13 protein-coding genes and 1 pseudogene are annotated in these 17369 nt (G+C 62.2%); 8 read left to right on the top strand and 6 right to left on the bottom strand.

Features of this window, described 5'->3' with window-relative positions; all coding sequences use genetic code 11:
- Positions 1-24: 24 nt before the first annotated feature.
- Positions 25-1470: a protein adenylyltransferase SelO gene (selO, locus tag IFT76_RS17635; RefSeq protein ID WP_192059519.1), complete on the top strand. Its 1446-nt coding sequence runs from the start codon at positions 25-27 to the stop codon at positions 1468-1470.
- 163 nt (positions 1471-1633) lie between these two features.
- Complete coding sequence (gene trxC / locus IFT76_RS17630) at positions 1634-2077, top strand: thioredoxin TrxC (protein ID WP_122479773.1); 444 nt, start codon at positions 1634-1636, stop codon at positions 2075-2077.
- A 262-nt stretch (positions 2078-2339) separates the two neighbouring features.
- On the opposite strand, the gene IFT76_RS17625 is transcribed toward trxC, so the two are convergent.
- On the bottom strand, positions 2340-3110 hold the full coding sequence (locus tag IFT76_RS17625; RefSeq protein WP_122479774.1) for a ParA family protein: 771 nt from the start codon (positions 3108-3110) through the stop codon (positions 2340-2342).
- 186 nt (positions 3111-3296) lie between these two features.
- Between IFT76_RS17625 and IFT76_RS17620 the strand changes: the two genes are divergently transcribed.
- Positions 3297-4562 (top strand): MFS transporter, encoded by a 1266-nt coding sequence (locus tag IFT76_RS17620; protein WP_192059517.1) that lies wholly within the window; start codon positions 3297-3299, stop codon positions 4560-4562.
- Between the two features lie 98 nt (positions 4563-4660).
- On the opposite strand, the gene hemE is transcribed toward IFT76_RS17620, so the two are convergent.
- From hemE to IFT76_RS17605, 3 genes are all read right to left on the bottom strand, one after another.
- Positions 4661-5725, bottom strand: a complete 1065-nt coding sequence (hemE, locus tag IFT76_RS17615) for a uroporphyrinogen decarboxylase (protein WP_185794776.1) — start codon at positions 5723-5725, stop codon at positions 4661-4663.
- Positions 5726-5836: 111 nt separating this feature from the next.
- A complete protein-coding gene (locus IFT76_RS17610) occupies positions 5837-6130 on the bottom strand; it encodes a cell division protein ZapA (RefSeq protein ID WP_122479777.1) in 294 nt (97 codons plus the stop codon).
- Complete coding sequence (locus tag IFT76_RS17605) at positions 6127-6351, bottom strand: hypothetical protein (RefSeq protein ID WP_185794775.1); 225 nt, start codon at positions 6349-6351, stop codon at positions 6127-6129. Before IFT76_RS17605 ends, IFT76_RS17610 begins: the two co-directional genes overlap by 4 nt.
- 257 nt (positions 6352-6608) lie before the next feature.
- Between IFT76_RS17605 and IFT76_RS21085 the strand changes: the two are divergent.
- Both IFT76_RS21085 and IFT76_RS21080 read left to right on the top strand, forming a co-directional pair.
- Positions 6609-7379, top strand: a pseudogene (locus tag IFT76_RS21085) (MCP four helix bundle domain-containing protein); the annotation flags it as partial.
- Positions 7362-8234, top strand: coding sequence for a methyl-accepting chemotaxis protein (locus tag IFT76_RS21080; RefSeq protein WP_425312018.1), 873 nt, complete (start codon positions 7362-7364; stop codon positions 8232-8234). The pseudogene IFT76_RS21085 and the gene IFT76_RS21080, both read left to right, overlap by 18 nt.
- Before the next feature lie 393 nt (positions 8235-8627).
- On the opposite strand, the gene gbcB is transcribed toward IFT76_RS21080, so the two are convergent.
- Positions 8628-9728, bottom strand: a complete 1101-nt coding sequence (gene gbcB, locus IFT76_RS17595) for a glycine-betaine demethylase subunit GbcB (protein ID WP_122480122.1) — start codon at positions 9726-9728, stop codon at positions 8628-8630.
- Positions 9729-10014: 286 nt separating this feature from the next.
- Between gbcB and gbcA the strand changes: the two genes are divergently transcribed.
- The 3 genes from gbcA (at position 10015) to IFT76_RS17580 (ending at position 16565) form a co-directional block, all read left to right on the top strand.
- The gene (gene gbcA, locus IFT76_RS17590) at positions 10015-11310 is read left to right on the top strand and encodes a glycine-betaine demethylase subunit GbcA (RefSeq protein ID WP_122480123.1); all 1296 of its coding nucleotides are present in this window, start codon (positions 10015-10017) and stop codon (positions 11308-11310) included.
- Positions 11311-11405: 95 nt separating this feature from the next.
- Positions 11406-13406 (top strand): acyltransferase family protein, encoded by a 2001-nt coding sequence (locus IFT76_RS17585; protein ID WP_192059516.1) that lies wholly within the window; start codon positions 11406-11408, stop codon positions 13404-13406.
- Between the two features lie 138 nt (positions 13407-13544).
- Entirely contained in the window at positions 13545-16565 is a 3021-nt protein-coding gene (locus tag IFT76_RS17580) for an RHS repeat domain-containing protein (RefSeq protein ID WP_192059514.1), read from the top strand.
- 11 nt (positions 16566-16576) lie between these two features.
- On the opposite strand, the gene etfB is transcribed toward IFT76_RS17580, so the two are convergent.
- The gene (etfB, locus tag IFT76_RS17575; RefSeq protein ID WP_192054985.1) at positions 16577-17350 is read right to left on the bottom strand and encodes an electron transfer flavoprotein subunit beta; all 774 of its coding nucleotides are present in this window, start codon (positions 17348-17350) and stop codon (positions 16577-16579) included.
- Positions 17351-17369 lie beyond the last annotated feature (19 nt).

Here is a 17369-nt window from a genome sequence, read left to right as displayed (position 1 = left end):
GCACCGCGCCAACGGAGAACGCACATGAAAGGCCTCGACGAACTGATCTTCGACAACCGCTTCGCCCGCCTGGGCGACGTTTTCTCCACCCACGTGCTGCCCGAGCCGATCGACAACCCACGGCTGGTAGTGGCCAGCGATGCGGCGATGAGCCTGCTGGACCTGGACCCGGCATGCGCCCGGACGCCACTGTTCGCCGAGCTGTTCAGCGGGCACAAACTGTGGAGCGAGACCGAACCACGGGCGATGATCTACTCGGGCCATCAGTTCGGCGGTTACACGCCACAGCTGGGCGATGGCCGCGGGGTGCTGCTGGGCGAGGTGTACAACGAGGCCGGCGAGCACTGGGACCTGCACCTCAAGGGTGCCGGGCAGACGCCTTACTCGCGCATGGGCGATGGCCGGGCGGTGCTGCGTTCCTCGATCCGCGAGTTCCTCGCTTCCGAAGCCTTGCATGCCTTGGGCATTCCCAGCAGTCGCGCACTGTGCGTGATTGCATCGGACACTCCGGTGTGGCGCGAGAAACAGGAACGCGCTGCCATGCTCCTGCGCCTTTCCCCCAGCCATGTGCGTTTCGGGCACTTCGAGTACTTCTACTACACCCGTCAACCCGAACTGCAGAAACAGCTGGTCGACCATGTGCTGGCAGCCCACTTCCCCGGCTGTGCAACTCAGCCCGAACCCTACCTCGACATGTTCCGCGAAGTCGTCGAGCGCAACGCCGAACTGATCGCCCAGTGGCAGGCCTACGGGTTCTGTCATGGGGTGATGAACACCGACAACATGTCGATCCTGGGCATTACCTTCGACTTCGGGCCGTACGCCTTCCTCGACGATTTCGATGCGAATTTCATCTGCAACCACTCCGACCATCAAGGCCGCTACAGCTTCAGCAACCAGGTGCCCGTGGCGCACTGGAACCTCAGTGCCCTGGCTCAATCGTTGACGCCGCTGATCAGCGTGGAGGCGCTGCAGGAAGCACTGGGGTTGTTCCTGCCGCTGTACGAGCCGGCCTGGCTGGACATCATGCGGCGGCGACTGGGTTTCACCCTGGCCGAAGAGGGCGACAAGGCGTTGCTAGAACGTCTGCTGGGGCTGATGCAGAACAGCGGTGTGGACTACAACCTGTTTTTCCGCCGCCTGGGTGAGGATGGCTCGCTGGCCGTGCTGCGCGATGATTTCGTCGATATCCAGGGCTTCGATGCCTGGGCAAGCGATTACCAGGCGCGCATGGAGCGCGATGTGGTGGAAGGCCGCACGGAACGCATGAACCAGGTCAACCCGTTGTACATCCTGCGCAATTACCTGGCGCAAAAAGCCATCGATGCGGCCGAAGACGGTGACTATTCGGAGGTGCGCCGCCTGCACCAGGTGCTTTGCAATCCATTCGAAGCGCAGCCGGGCATGGAAAGTTACGCCGAACGGCCACCAGAGTGGGGCAAGCATCTGGAGATCAGTTGTTCGTCGTGAGCAACACTGGCCGCGAACGCTGCACCGCAGTGCATCAGGCAGACCGCATCCTGCCCTTCGCGGCCGATGACCGCTCCTTCGGAGTAGGCTGTGGCGCTTGGGTTGATAACCGATCTTTCTGCCTCCAGATACGCAGGGGCCATCTTTCAAATCGGAGCCGGACATGAGCGACTCACTGGTAATCCCCTGCCCGCAGTGCAACGGGCTCAATCGCATTCCTGCTTTGCGCCTGACCGACCAGCCCAAATGCGGGCGGTGCAAGGCGGCGGTGTTGCTCGATACACCCTTCGAGCTGACTCAAGGCGACTATGCCAGCCAGATCAAGGGCGATCTGCCGCTGCTGGTGGACGTCTGGGCCGACTGGTGCGGGCCATGCAAATCCTTCGCACCGGTGTTCGAGCAGGCGGCAAAGCAACTGCAGGGCCAATGCCGACTGGCCAAGCTGGACAGCCAGGCCAACCCGCAGCTGTCCACGCAGCTTGGCATCCGCTCGATACCGAGTTTGATCCTGTTCAAGAATGGTCGAGAAGTGGCGCGGCAGAGCGGCGCGATGCCGTTGCCACAGTTGCTGGCCTGGCTCGGTGCCCAGGGTATCGCCAACCTGTAGCAACCTGATGCACCGCATCGAGGCCGGACGCGGCTTGCGCCGCTGCTACAGGGGATTGAGCAAGGCCCGCCATTGGGTTGATCGCGGTGCGTGTAGCAGCGGCGCAAGCCGCGTCAGCGAACGGCGCGGTAGGTCAGGCGGATCGCGGTGCCCGTAGCAGCGGCGCAAGCCGCGTCGGCGAACGCCTCGGTGGATCAGGCAGATCGCGGTGCCTGATTCGCGGCCGCAGAACGCTCCCACGGTCGATCACAGGGGTGGGAGGTCAGGCTTGTTCGAGCAGGTCATGCAGCTCGACGAACTGCTGGGTCAGCTTGTGTCGCGGGTCCAGGTAGATCAATGGGATATTCAGCTCATGGGACTCGCGCATCTTGACCGAGCTGTTCAAATACACCGGCAGCACGGGCAGGCCCTCGGCGATCAGTTCGTCGAGCATCTGCTGAGGCAGGCTGGCCCGAGGCTGGAACTGGTTGACGACGATACCTTCGACTTCAAGACCCTCGTTGTGGTCCTCTTTCAACTCAGCGATTTCACTCAGCAGACCATAGAGCGCATGCCGGGAAAAGCTGTCGCAATCGAAGGGAATCAACACCCGATCCGCAGCGATCAGCGCCGACACCGCATAGAAATTCAGCGCCGGCGGGGTGTCGATATAGATCCGATCATAATCTTCACTGAGCTCGTCGAGCAGTTTGCGCAGCTTGTTGATCTTGTGCTTGGCTTCCAGCTTGGGCTGCAGATCAGCCAACTCCGCCGAAGCCGTGACTACATGCAGGTTGTCATAGGGCGTTTGATGGATATCCACCTTGCCTTTCTTGCTGGCCGGACCCGACGACAGGATCTGCTTGAAGAAGTCCGCGATGCCCATCGGAATATCGTTACCCGTCAGCCCGGTGAGGTACTGGGTAGAGTTGGCCTGGGCATCGAGGTCGATCAATAACGTGCGAAAGCCCTCGTTGGCACTGACGGCCGCCAGGTTGCAGGCAATGCTGGATTTGCCTACGCCGCCCTTCTGATTGAACACCACGCGCCGCATCTATATCCCTCCATGACAGGCAAAGCCTCGAGTGTAGCGGCCAGAATATTACAGTTGCTAGCGCGCCGGGACGTTCATTCTCGGATTTTTCCTACAATTTCCTGCAGTCTGGGTGCTAGTGTTGGCAGAAATCATTAGCCGGCTATATAGTTTTTCAACTCCTGCCGCCCCCCTCCCGAGGTCACCGTGAAAACTGCTGTCGCGCCTGCTGCGCAAGCTGTTGATACCCCTCATCAAAACGCCGCTCAGTTCAACGAGCAGTACATCGAAAAAGGCACCCCGCAGTTCCTGCGCACGGTACTCGCCCTGTTCAGCGGCGGCTTCGCCACCTTTGCCCTGCTGTATTGCGTGCAACCCATGATGCCGATCCTGTCCCACGAGTTCGGCATCAACGCCGCCCAGAGCAGCCTGGTGCTGTCGGTGGCTACCGGGATGCTGGCCATCGGATTGCTGATCACCGGGCCGATTTCCGACAGTGTCGGACGCAAGCCGGTGATGGTGGCAGCCTTGTTCAGCGCAGCGCTGTGCACCCTCGGCAGTGCCTTGATGCCCACCTGGGACGGCGTGCTGTTGCTGCGCGCCTTGACCGGATTGAGCCTGAGCGGCCTGGCTGCGGTAGCCATGACCTACCTGAGCGAGGAAATTCATCCGCAACACATCGGTCTGGCAATGGGTTTGTACATTGGCGGCAACGCCATCGGCGGCATGAGCGGACGCCTGATCACCGGCGTGCTGATCGACTTCGTCAGTTGGCACACTGCACTGTTGGTGGTCGGCGGCCTGGCCCTGGTCGCAGCGGCGGTTTTCGTCAGGATCCTCCCGGAATCGCGTAACTTCCGCCCCCGCAAGATGAACCCACGTGGCTTGCTGGAAGGCTTCACCATGCACTTCAAGGATGCCGGCCTGCCGTGGCTGTTTCTCGAAGCGTTCCTGCTGATGGGCAGCTTCGTGACGCTGTTCAACTACATTGGCTACCGCCTGTTGGCCGAGCCCTACCACATGAGCCAGGCGCTGGTGGGGCTGCTGTCGGTGGTGTACCTGGCCGGCATCTACAGCTCGGCGCAGGTGGGCTCGCTGGCCGACAAGCATGGCCGACGCAGGGTGTTCTGGATGAGCATCGTGCTGATGTTCGCAGGCCTGCTGGTGACCCTGTTCAATCCGGTACCCGTGATCCTGCTGGGGATGCTGATGTTCACCTTTGGCTTTTTCGGTGCGCACTCGGTGGCCAGCAGCTGGATCGGACGGCGTGCGTTGACGGCCAAGGGGCAGGCGTCTTCGTTGTACCTGTTCAGTTATTACGCGGGGTCAAGCGTGGCCGGGACGGCGGGAGGGATGGCCTGGCACTACGGTGGCTGGACGGGTGTGGGCGGGTTCATTGCGGGGTTGTTGACGGTGGCGTTGGTGGTGGCGGCGAGGCTGGCGAAGTTGCAGCCGGTGGGGGCGTCCAAATGAACCGCATGCACCGCCGACGCGGCTTGCGCCGCTGCTACAGGGGCGGGTGTTTCTGTAGCAGCGGTGCAAGCCGCGTCAAGATTCAACACGGCAGGATGTCAGCCGTGATATTGCCCTGAAAACTCATGCACGGCGTTGATGAACGCGCCGGCATGCTCGGGATCGACTTCCGGAGTGATGCCGTGGCCGAGGTTGAACACATGGCCTGTGCCCTGCCCGTAGCTGGCGAGGATCCGCGCCACTTCGGTGCGAATCGCTTCGGGCTTGGCGTACAGCACGGTCGGGTCCATGTTGCCCTGCAGGGCGACCTTGTGGCCAACGCGGCGACGGGCTTCGCCGATGTCGCAGGTCCAGTCCAGGCCCAGCGCGTCGGCGCCGGCGTCGGCGATGCTTTCCAGCCACAGGCCGCCGTTCTTGGTGAACAGGATCACCGGCACCTTGCGCCCTTCGTGTTCGCGGATCAGGCCGCTGACGATCTTGCGCATGTAGGCCAGGGAGAATTCCTGATACGCCGCGGCCGACAGGTTGCCGCCCCAGGTATCGAAGATCTGCACCGCCTGGGCCCCGGCCATGATCTGGCCATTAAGGTAGCTGGTGACCGACTGCGCCAGCTTGTCCAGCAGCAGGTGCATGGCCTGGGGCTGGTCGTAGAGCATGGCTTTGGTCTTGCGAAAATCCTTCGACGAACCGCCTTCGACCATGTAGGTGGCCAGCGTCCAGGGGCTCCCGGAAAAGCCGATCAGCGGCACCCGGCCGTTGAGTTCGCGGCGGATGGTGCTGACCGCGTCCATGACGTAGCCCAGATCCTGATGCGCATCGGGGATCGGCAGCGCTTCGATGTCGGCCAGGGTACTGACGACCTTCTTGAAGCGCGGGCCTTCGCCGGTTTCGAAGTACAGGCCCTGGCCCATGGCATCGGGGATGGTGAGGATGTCGGAGAACAGGATGGCCGCATCCAGCGGGTAGCGTTCCAACGGCTGCATGGTGACTTCGCAGGCGAACGACGGGTTCTTGCACAGGCTCATGAAGTCACCGGCCTTGGCGCGGCTGGCGCGGTACTCGGGCAGGTAGCGTCCGGCCTGGCGCATCATCCACACCGGGGTGACGTCAACGGGCTGCTTGAGCAGGGCACGCAGGAAGCGGTCGTTCTTGAGGGGAGTCATGTCAACATCCGGCAGAAAAGTATGAGGATTTTCGCAGAGCAAAGAACAACAAGCCACCGGCGAGGGCTGGGCGGTGGTCTGCGCAGCAGCACCACCGGCCGCCTGGCTGAATCAGTCCTGCGTATCGCTGCAGCGACTCACCAGGGCGTCGATCCTGCTCTTGCACTGGTCCATGGCATGGGCGTGGCCCTGGCTCAGCTCGACCTGGCGCTGGCATAGATTGAGCGCGGCCAGCACCAGCAGACGGTCGCCGATCAATGTCGGATGGCTGCGCTTGGTCTGCGCCAGCGTGCGCTCGAGCATGCCGAACGCCTGACGCAGCGCCTGCTGTTCGCCGGGCGGTGCTTTCACTGAATATTCGTTGCCCAGGATCGAGAAGACCTCAACCCCGTCGTCAAGGTTCATACCGCCGCCGCGGTAGCACGCTCGACCAGTGCTTGAATACGTGCGGTGGTCGCGCCCTGCTGCTCTTCCTGTTCCAGCAGACTGAGCTGCAGCGTGTCGTTGTCATCCTTGGCCTGGGCCAGCTCGCCGGCCAGCTGGGCATTGCGTTCGGCCAGTTCCCGGTTGTGCTTGACCAGGTCGTTTACCAGGCTTTCCAATTGATTCAGGGATGCTTCCAACATTTGCTATTTCCAACACTTTGTCAGGGGCGCGAACGATAAAGAAAAAACCTCGCCCGGGCCAGCTTTGATAGGACCCCGATGGACCCCCAAATCGCTGTTCGGTTCGTCCCGTTCATCGGTCTGCATCGCTTGAGCGCTCGCGATGACGCGCATCACCTGCGGCAATTTGTCCCCTTCAGACTTTTTACATTCGACCGATAAGCCGTGCAGCCCTTTCTTGTGTCGCACGGACGCGCCCTACCTTTCGGTAACCTCACATGTCTTTACGCAACATGAACATCGCCCCGCGCGCGCTGCTCGGTTTCTCCCTCATCGGCGTGCTGATGATCGTGCTCGGGGTGTTTTCCCTGGTCCAGATGAGCCACATCCGCGCCGCCGGCCAGAACATCGAGAACAACACCGTACCCAGCATCACCAGCCTGGACGAGCTGACCCAGCTGACGCTGCGCCTGCGTGTGCTGTCGTACCGCTTGTTGCTCAATCGCGAAGCCGACATCCAGCAGAAAACCGTGCAGCTGTTCGACCAGCGCAACGAGCAGATCAACCAGGCCCAGGCCCGTTACGAGAAAATGATCTCCAATGACGAAGAGCAGGCGGCCTACGATGACTACAAGCGTTTGCTGGGCCAGTATCGCCAGCTCGAAGCTCGCATGAAGAGCTTCTCGGCCAACGGCCAGGTGGAAGAGCTGCGGACCATGCTCAACAGCGACATGCTGAGCAATTCCGAGCAGGTCAATGCCGTGCTCGAGAAACTGGTCAAGATCAACAATGTGCAAACCCGCGAGATCAATCAACAAGCCGAGGATGAATACCGCTCGGCGTTCACTTGGGTGGTGGGCATGCTGATCGTGGCGACCCTGCTGACGTTCCTGTTTGCCTGGCTGTTGACCCGCAGCATCGTCAGGCCGATCGACCAGGCACTGGTGGCGGCCGAGGCAATTGCCGAAGGCAACCTGACCCGGCCGATCCATGCCGAGGGGCGCGACGAAGCCGCGCGGTTGCTGCTGGCCATGCAGAAGATGCAGGGCAAGCTGCGCGATACCCTGCAGCGCATTTCCGGTTCGGCGACCCAATTGGCATCGGCTGCCGAGGAACTCAACAGCGTCACCGACGAAGGTGCTCGCGGCCTGACTCAGCAGAACAACGAGATCGAACAGGCCGCCACTGCGGTCAACGAGATGACCAGTGCGGTCGAAGAAGTGGCACGCAACGCCGTGAGCACCTCCGAGGCGTCCAAGGACGCGACCACGTCGGCCAGCGATGGCCGTGACCTGGTCATGGAAACCGTCAGCGCCATCGAACGCATGAGCGGCGACGTGCAGAGCACCGCCGAGCTGATTGGCAACCTGGCAACCGAGTCGCGCGACATCGGCAAGGTGCTGGACGTGATTCGTGGCCTGGCCGACCAGACCAACCTGCTGGCGCTCAACGCTGCCATCGAGGCAGCACGTGCCGGCGAGGCAGGCCGCGGGTTTGCCGTGGTGGCCGACGAGGTCCGCGCGCTGGCGCACCGTACCCAGCAGTCGACCAGCGAGATCGAACGCATGATCGGCAGCATCCAGGGCGGCACCGAGCAGGCCGTGGACTCGATGCGCAACAGCACCGAGCGCGCCGAGTCGACCCTCAACATAGCCAAAGGCGCCGGCATGGCGCTGGAGACGATCAATGGCGCGATCGTGCAGATCAACGAACGCAACCTGGTGATCGCCAGCGCCGCCGAAGAGCAGGCCCAGGTGGCACGCGAAGTGGACCGTAACCTGGTGAACATTCGCGACCTGTCGGTGCAGACCGCTGCAGGTTCGGCGCAGACCACGGCAGCCAGCGGCGAACTGGCGCGCCTTGCAGTGGATCTGAACGGGCTGGTGGCGCGCTTCAAGGTGTAAGCACCGAGCGCCTGGACGCGTTCACTCATAGACACCGCGCGCACCGCCGACGCGGCTCGCGCCGCTGCTACAGAAATACCGCAATGCCTCGTCGTCCCGCCTCGACGCAGTCGTTCAAATGCACCGCAATACCTCGTAGCAGCGGCGCAAGCCGCGTCCGGCTTCGACGCAGTCGTTCAGATGCACCGCAATACCTCGTAGCAGCGGCGCAAGCCGCGTCCCGCCTCGACGCAGTCGTTCAGAAACACCGCGACCCCCTGTAGCAGCGGCGCAAGCCGCGTCCGGCTTCGACGCAGGCGTTCAGAAACACCGCGACCCCCTGTAGCAGCGGCGCAAGCCGCGTCCGGCTTCGATGCGGTCGTCCGAAACCACGACTGACACCGCAATCGCACATCAGAACTCGATGCGCACATCTCCCTTCGGCACGCTGCAGCAGGACAGGATGTAGCCCTCGGCTTCGTCATCCTCGGTGATACCGCCGTTGTGCTCCATCTCCACCTCGCCTCCCAGCTTGAGCACCTTGCAGGTGCCACAGATGCCCATGCCGCAGGCCTTGGGAATCATCATTCCCAGCTTGGAAGCCGCTGCGTGCACGGTTTCGCCCGGCGCCACGCGAATGCTCTTGCCGCTGGCGGTGAACTCCACCAGGTGCAGTTCCGAGACGTCCACTTCCGGCGCATCGGCGGCCTGCTCGGCCTGTTCCACGGCGTCGGCGCGCGCCTCGGGCGGCGTGGCGCCGAACGATTCCTCGTGGTAACGGGTCATGTCGAAGCCGGCGGCTTCCAGCAGGCGCTTGACCGCAGTCATGTACGGGGTCGGCCCGCAGCAATACACCTCGCGCTCCATGAAGTCGGGCGCGATCAATTCCAGCAGCTTGTGGTTCAGGTAGCCACGGTAGCCCGACCACGGCTCACCCAGCCCATGCTTCTCGCAGATGATGTGCAGGCTGAAGTTGTCGACCCGCGAGGCCATGTGCTCCAGTTCGCGGTGGTAGATGATGTCCTTGGGCGAACGCGCACTGTGCACGAAAACCATGTCGACGTTGGCGTTGGTGTCGTAGAACCAGCGCGCCATCGACATCACCGGCGTGATACCGACCCCGCCGCTGAGATAAAGAATCTTCGGTGCCGGAAAGTCGATGGCATTGAACAGCCCGACCGGGCCGTGCACCGCCAGCTCCTGGCCCTCGTGCAGGGTATCGTGCAACCAGTTCGAAACCCGCCCGCCCGGCACCCGCTTGATGGTGATGGAAAAGCTGTACGGCACCGACGGCGCGCTGGAGATGGTGTACGAGCGCATCACCGGCTGGCCTTCGATTTCCAGCTCCAGGGTCACGAACTGGCCTGGCTTGAAAAAGAACAGAATGGGCTGGTCGGCCATGAAGCAGAAGGTGCGCACGTCCCAGGTTTCCTGGATCACCTTGACGCAACGAACGATGTGGCGCCCATTGGCCCAGGTCTGGGTATTGACGGGCATCAGGAAGGGGTTGGACATGCTGGTCTCCAAGGTCGACTGCCGACTGTGCGTGCAGCGATTCTGCGGGTGCACCGCCACCGCCACATTCCCATCCGCGACATCCACATGCTCATGGCGACCAGCCCCATGCCGCCTAGCCTGCAGCGTCGGGAATGGATTTGGCCATGTCGCCCATGGATAAGGTTCGTGGCGCGGCGAGTCGCACACTCCACCGCATCTGAACGTCGTTTCAGCCGCCTTGCGTCGACAACCGTAACAGCCACTTTTTTCGCGGCCACACTGCCTGGCCATGAGGATGAACACGATGGATGCCACCACTACCCTGAGTCTGGGCGATCCGCTGGAACCCGCACGCAAGGCAACCGCCCAGATGCTGCAGGAACGCGAGCGTACCTTCTCGCTGCCGCAGCCGTTCTACAACGACGAACGCCTGTTCCAGATCGACATGCAGGAGATCTTCAACAAGGAATGGCTGATCGCCGGCATGACATGCGAGATCCCGGCCAAGGGCAACTACCTCACCCTGCAGATCGGCAGCAATCCGATCCTCGTGGTGCGCGGGGCCGAAGGGGTGGTGCATGCCTTTCACAACGTCTGCCGCCATCGCGGTTCGCGACTGTGCACCAAGGAAAAAGGCAAGGTGGCCAAGCTGGTCTGCCATTACCACCAATGGACCTACGAGCTGGATGGCCGCCTGCTGTTCGCCGGCACCGAGATGGGCGCCGACTTCGACATGAAGCAGTACGGCCTCAAGCCCGTGCATGTGAAAACCTCAGGCGGCTACATTTTCATCAGCCTGGCGGAGAACCCGCCTGCGATCGACAATTTCCTCAGTACGCTGAACCATTACATGGAACCGTACGACATGGAAAACACCAAGGTCGCGGTGCAGACCGATCTGCTGGAAAAGGCCAACTGGAAACTGGTGCTGGAGAACAACCGCGAGTGCTACCACTGCGGCGGCGCCCACCCCGAATTGCTCAAGACCCTGCTGGAATGGGACGACGTCACCGACCCGCGCGCCGACCAGGCCTTCAAGGACCATGTGGCCGCCTCGGCTGCCGCCTGGGATGCCGAGAAGATCCCCTACGCCCACGCCAGCCACGGCCTGCGCAACCGCATCGTGCGCATGCCGCTGCTCAAGGGCACGCTGTCGATGACGCTGGACGGCCAGGTCGGCTGTAAGAAACTGATGGGGCGCATCAAGAATCCGGACCTGGGTTCGATGCGCATCCTGCACCTGCCGCATTCCTGGAACCACTGCATGGGTGACCACATCATCGTGTTCACGGTGTGGCCGATCAGCGCGCAGGAAACGGTGGTCACCACCAAGTGGCTAGTGCACAAGGACGCCGTGGAAGGCGTGGACTACGACGTCGCGCGGATGCGCCAGGTGTGGGACGCGACCAACGACCAGGATCGCCGCCTGGCCGAGGAAAACCAGCGCGGCATCAACTCCACCGCCTACCAGCCGGGGCCGTACTCCAAGACCTACGAGTTCGGCGTGGTGAACTTCATCGACTGGTACAGCGAGCGGCTGCTGAGCAACCTGGGGGCGGAGCCTGCGGCGTATCTCAAGGGCGTGGCAGTGCACGAGTAATAGGCGAGCTCGGGATACATCCTGAAAAGATGCAATCTGGCGTTTTCCTGCCCAGGCATTCTATGGTCGCTGCCCAACAATAAAAGGGCGGCACCATGTCCTCCACTCCCGGCTTGCCATACGTTGCGGGCATCGATGGCCTGCGCGCGATCGCGGTACTTGCAGTCATCGTTTTCCATGTCGATTTCCTGCGCTTTCTGCCAGGAGGCTTCACCGGCGTAGACATGTTCTTCGTCATTTCCGGCTACGTGATCAGCCGCTCCCTGGCGCAAACGAGCGGCCTGCCGCTGCGCACCTTCCTGCTGGAGTTCTACCAACGACGCCTGCTGCGCATTCTTCCGGCGTTATTGCTTGTGCTCACCGCCAGTGTCCTGATGTCGGCGCTGATCGTTCCCCCGGTATGGCTCAGCAGCCAGAACGAAGACACCGGCCTGGCCGCATTCGTGGGGCTGAGCAACCTGGTTCTGGCCTGGCAGACCGACACCTATTTCTCACCGAAAGCCGAGTTCAACCCGTATCTGCACACCTGGTCGCTGGGCGTGGAAGAACAGTTCTATCTGCTATTGCCCACGGTCATCCTGCTCTGGCTGCGCTACCGCGAAAACAGCGTGATCGCGCGCTGCCTGCTGCCTGCCTTGACCCTTGCCTCGCTGGCCTGGTGCGCGGAGCAGACCCACGCCGCACCCTTGTCGGCGTTCTATCTGCTGCCCAGCCGTTTCTGGGAACTGGCCGCTGGTGCATTGCTGTTCCAGGCCATTGGCCAAGGCCGCCTGACTCGCCTGCAACCGTGGCATCGACAGGCGATGCTGGTGGCCGGGCTGGCGTTGCTGGCGGCAGGCTTCATCCTGACGCCGGCTGCACGCTTCCCGTACCCATGGGCGCTAGTCCCGGTGCTGGGCACGGTGTTGCTGATCGCCGCCGTGGTGCTCGGCAGCGATCGACCCGCAGGCCCGTTGCTGACGGTCTTGCAATGGCCAGCCCTGACGTACGTGGGGCGCCTGTCATATTCGCTGTACCTGTGGCACTGGCCCGTAGCGGTATTCCTGCGCTGGACCATTGGCCTGGAAGCATTGTGGATCCAGCTGGCCTACCCGTTGCTGGTGTTCGGCCTGGCAGCGGCGTCCTACCACTGGGTCGAAATGCCAGTGCGCCGTGGCGGCACGTGGTGGCATCGCCGTGCGGGCCTGTCGGTGTGCGGTGGGCTGAGTACCATGGGGCTGTGCGCCGGGATTGCGGCGTGGACAATCCACTCCACCGAGCGTTTATCGCTGAGTACCGTGGCCGATAGCTACACCTGGCATGCCTACAGACACTACCCTCGGGAGCCGATCGAAAAGATCGACCAGCCGGCCCTGCACGGGCGCCAGCTTTTCGTGCTGGGCGACTCACACACCGCCGCCTACCGCACGATGCTCAACATCGTCTCGCTGCGATTGGGCATCGACGTGGTGGAATACGAACGCGGCGGCTGCGCGGTGGTCAGCCTGCTGGATGCCGATCCGCCCGCCTGCGCGACTTGGCAGAGCAGCGCGTTGGCCGATATTCAGGCACGCGCCAAGCCAGGCGATGTGGTGTTCCTGGCGTCCCTGCGCATGCCGGAGCTGGCGGGCCGCGATTGGCAGCAGGGCGAGGACGCAATCTTCGAACAAGCACGCGGCGAGCGCACTGTGCAACACGCCCAAGCGGCGCGCCAGGCCGCCGACGCCGTGCTCGAACCGCTGCAGGCGGCGGGCTTGACCGTACTGATCGACGCACCGTCGCCGGTCTTCAAGGCCCCGGCGAACCGCTGCTCGGATCCATTCAACCGAATGAATCCGATCTGCACGCCCGGACTGAGCGTGGAACACGACCGGATAGTGCAGCTACGTGCGCCGCAGATGCATCTGCTGACGATACTGACCCGCGAATACCCGGCGCTGAACGTCTGGGATCCGTTGCCGATCCTTTGCCCGGGCAACACCTGCTCGGCCTACGACTCGAACGAAACACCACTCTTCGCCGATGCCGACCACCTGAGCGGCCACGGCAACCGTGTGCTCGAACCCTCTTTCACAGCGCTTTTGATACACCTCTACGCACCCCTGCGAACGCGATGACGCACCCGGCACGGCAAGCTGAACGCGGCCTGCATCGCCGCTACAGTTGTGCGCAGCGTTGATACCGTGGGTGTTCATGGCTGGCTGCCGGGCGATCAGAGATAAAGAGGGAAATCTATCCGAGCAAGGCAGGACAGCATGTCGCCCCTTCGAAGCATCTCCGATCAACTCGCCATCCATGCCCGCACCCCGGCGCTGGTGGTGTCCGACCCCCGTGGCCTGGCCGTACGTACCATCGGTTATTACCGACGCGAAGCCGACGTCCCTGCCGAGCCCCGGGTCAGCGCCCAATGGCATGACCACGCAGGCCGTCCTGTCAGCCAGTGGGATCCGCGTCAGTTCGAGCATTTCCAGAGCGGTGTGAGCGAGACGCCGAATCAAGCAACGGTGTTCAGCTTCTCGGGTACACCGTTGTTGCAGCGCAATGCGGATTCTGGCTGGAAAGCGATGTTGCTCGACGCCCAAGGCTCCAACCGGGAAAGCTGGGACAGCAAAGGCATCCACACCACGCTGAATTATGACCGACACGCCAGGTTGATATCGGTTGCCAAACGCGATGCCGAGGGCCGGCAACGCGTCACGCAACGCGTCGATTACGCAGCGGTCGACAGCGAGCACGCTGCTCGCAATCTGTGCGGCACGAGCTATCGGCATGACGATGACGCGGGCAGCAGAATCGCCCATGGGTTTGACATCAACGGCGAAGCGATCAGCTATACGCAGCGTTTTCTGGACGCAGAGGTGCTACCCGACTGGCCCGTGTCCCTGGCGGAACGCGATGCCTTGCTAGAGCCTGGGCCGGGTTATCGCACCTCCTATACCCACGATGCCACCGGCATGCTTGTCACCCACAGAGACGCCTTGGGTAATGTGCAACATTTTGGCCATGACATCAGTGGTCTGGAGGCTACCAGCCGGCTGGTGACCGCCGAAGGGCTGAACTGTGAACTGCTGTCGGCGTTGAGTCATGATGCAGGCGGGCGGATCGTTTCGCAAACGATAGGCAATGGCGTGACAAGCCGCGCCGAGTTCGACCCCATCGACCAACAGCTACTCAGGGCAACGTCCGTAAGCGCCGACGCGGTCGTGCTTCAGGATTTGCACTACCTGTATGATCCAGCCGGCAACATCATCAAGGTCAGCGATCAATCTCAACCCACCAAATACCACGCCAATCGTCGCATCGAAGCGGTCAACGAATATCGCTATGACTCGTTTTGCCAACTGATCGAAGCTACCGGTCGCGAAGCTGCAAATGCGGGCGGCGAAGGCCCATCACTGCCGCCGTTGCTGGCAATGCCTCAGGATCCTTCCTTGCTGCTCAACTACCGGCAGAACATGGAGTATGACCGGGCGGGCAACCTGACAGAGCTTCGCCACGTCAATGGGCAACGGAACCGAACACTCAGAATGGCGGTGGCAAGTGCCAGCAACAGATCGCTGCCCGAGCGCAATGGGCAACTCCCCGATGAAGGCCAGTTGACCGATGGCTTCGATGCCAATGGAAACTCCCGCGAACTGCTGCCCGGGCAGGTAATGACATGGGATGAATACAACCAGCTGCAGCGCGTGGCACCGGTGCAGCGCGACGATGAAGAAGACGACTATGAGCGCTACATCTACGACGCTGCGGGAAGTCGTTTGCGCAAGATATCCCATGCCCAACAGCGCAGCGGCGCACGTCGATGTGAGGTCCGCTACCTACCGGGGCTGGAAATTCGGACGGACAGCCGCAGCGGTGAGCGCTTGCATGTCATCGTTGCGCAAGCGGGTAAGAACGGCGTCCGTCTGCTGCATTGGGCACATGGCAAACCCGGGGGTTTGCCTAATGATCAACTGCGTTTCACCCTGAGCAACCATTTGCGCTCAGCCACGTTGGAGTTGGGCAGCGACGGCCAGTTATTGAGCCGGGAAGAATACTATCCGTTCGGGGGCACCGCCTGCTGGGCCGGTCGCAGTGCACTGCAAGCCAAGTACAAAACCATCCGCTACTCCGGCAAGGAACGTGACGCCACCGGTCTTTACTATTACGGCTTGCGCTACTACGCACCCTGGCAGATCCGATGGATCAATCCGGATCCGGCGGGCGATATCGACGGTCTGAACCTTTATGCGATGGTAGGCAACAATCCTATCACCATGGTGGACGGTGATGGGCGCGCTAAAACAAAGCATGACACCCTTGAAAGCATGATTGAAGCGGGCCCTACAGACGAATACCTGGCGGGGCAGCCGTATTGGGGAATCGGTTCCGAGAGCGAGCGACGCCGTAAATATGAGAACTGGAAAGGCCATTGCAAGACCTGGTTCAATCGCACCAGGCAGAGCCGCGCGCAGGTACTGCTTTCGGCCTACGAAATCTCTGAAACCAATAGCAAGGGTGTGATCCAGGCACTGAAAAATATGGAAAGCACTACTGAGCTGGCGAAGTCGGTCGGACTTCGAGGGGCGACTATCGTTGTTTCCAACTTGAGCTCTACAGCCACAGGAACAGCCATTGGCACAGCCGTCGGGGCGATGGCATTGGGCCCGGCGGGGGCTCTGGCCGGTGCTGGCATAGGCATGGTGCTCGGTAAGCTGGCCAGTGTCGCCTCGGAAAAGGCAATGGAAAAAGCCGGCAATACCGCCACTCTGCATCTGCGTACTGGAACTCTGAGTGCTTCATCGATCATTCATGACGCGAAGATTCGCAAGAACGGTCTGGTGGGTAAGTTCTACTATAAATCTCGCACTTACGTACCCGACAATCCCAAGAATGCCCTGAACCTCGGCACTGAAGTCGCCAAAACCGCAGGTTCCAAAGCCGCAGGGCCAGCGGGCGTCGCCGTCAAGATCGGCGTCGATGCAATCAAGGCTGGCTATGAACTGTATAAAACCCAACAAGACAAAGACCCGGCGAAGCTCGAACTTTTGGAAACCAGCGCGGACGGTGCGTTCGCCGAGCTCTATCGGCGGACGCTACAGATAGCAAAGATGTACAACGCGACCGAGGCTGACGATAAACTCACTGGGCTGACCAATAGCACGTTCACTGGAAAAAGCATGACGTTGGGTGGCCTGGTCGCGCAATTCAGTACGGCTGTTGACCATCTGCAAGCGGCTGCCGGTGCCACCAGCGCATTCCGCCAGCGGCATCAAGTCGACGTGCTTGGCTTGTAGCGACGCGCGCATCAAAGCCGCACCACCCCCTCCTCGATCAACGCCTTGAGCACCGCCTGAGCGCCCTCTTCGGCGCTCAGGCCCTTGAGCACCTGCCCTCCTCCGCCACTGGCCTTGGCCGTGGCGGCCTTCATGCGATCCGCGCCGCTCTTGGCCTTGATCACCTTCAGGCGTTTGGGCCGGGGCTTGGCCGGTTGCAGCTCGGCGCTGTCGAACAGTTCGTCGTTGATCACCTCCACCTCATCCACCGGCAGCCGTCCGCGCTGCGCCGGGCCGTAGGCGCTCTGCCGAGGCTTGGGCGCGGCGTTGTCGACGGTGGCCAGCAACGGCAGCCGCACCTTGAGGCGCCGCCGTTGGCCTCGGGGCAAGGCCTGCAGCACCTGGGCCACGCCGTTGTCGATGGACTCAACCTCGGCCAGGCCAACGATCAACGGCCAGCCGAGTTTTTCCGCCAGCAGAAAGGGCAACATGCCCGAGCCTTCGCCGGTTTCGGCCTGGGTACCGGTGAGCACCACGTGCGCACCGGCCGCTTGCAGGTAGTCGCACAGGGCCGGCAGGGCATCGGCGCCTTGTGGCTGTTCAAGCACGTGCAACTGCTGCAGGCCCATGCCCAGGTACGCGCGCAACGCGGGCTCGGCGACATCGCCGGCGTGCAGTACCTGCAGGTCATCTCCGGCCAGTTGCAGGCCCAGCTCCACGGCGCGTGAATCCTGGTCTGCGCGCCGGGGACGGCCGGACGTCGGGTGGGCGCCGATGGAAACGAGGGTGATGACCTTGGTGTTCATGGCTGTGTCTCTTTCATCG

Source organism: Pseudomonas sp. CFBP 13727 (assembly GCF_014841915.1).
GTDB lineage: Bacteria > Pseudomonadota > Gammaproteobacteria > Pseudomonadales > Pseudomonadaceae > Aquipseudomonas > Aquipseudomonas baltica.
Note: the sequence above shows the minus strand (reverse complement) of the source record. Positions and strands in the feature narration are given on the sequence as shown.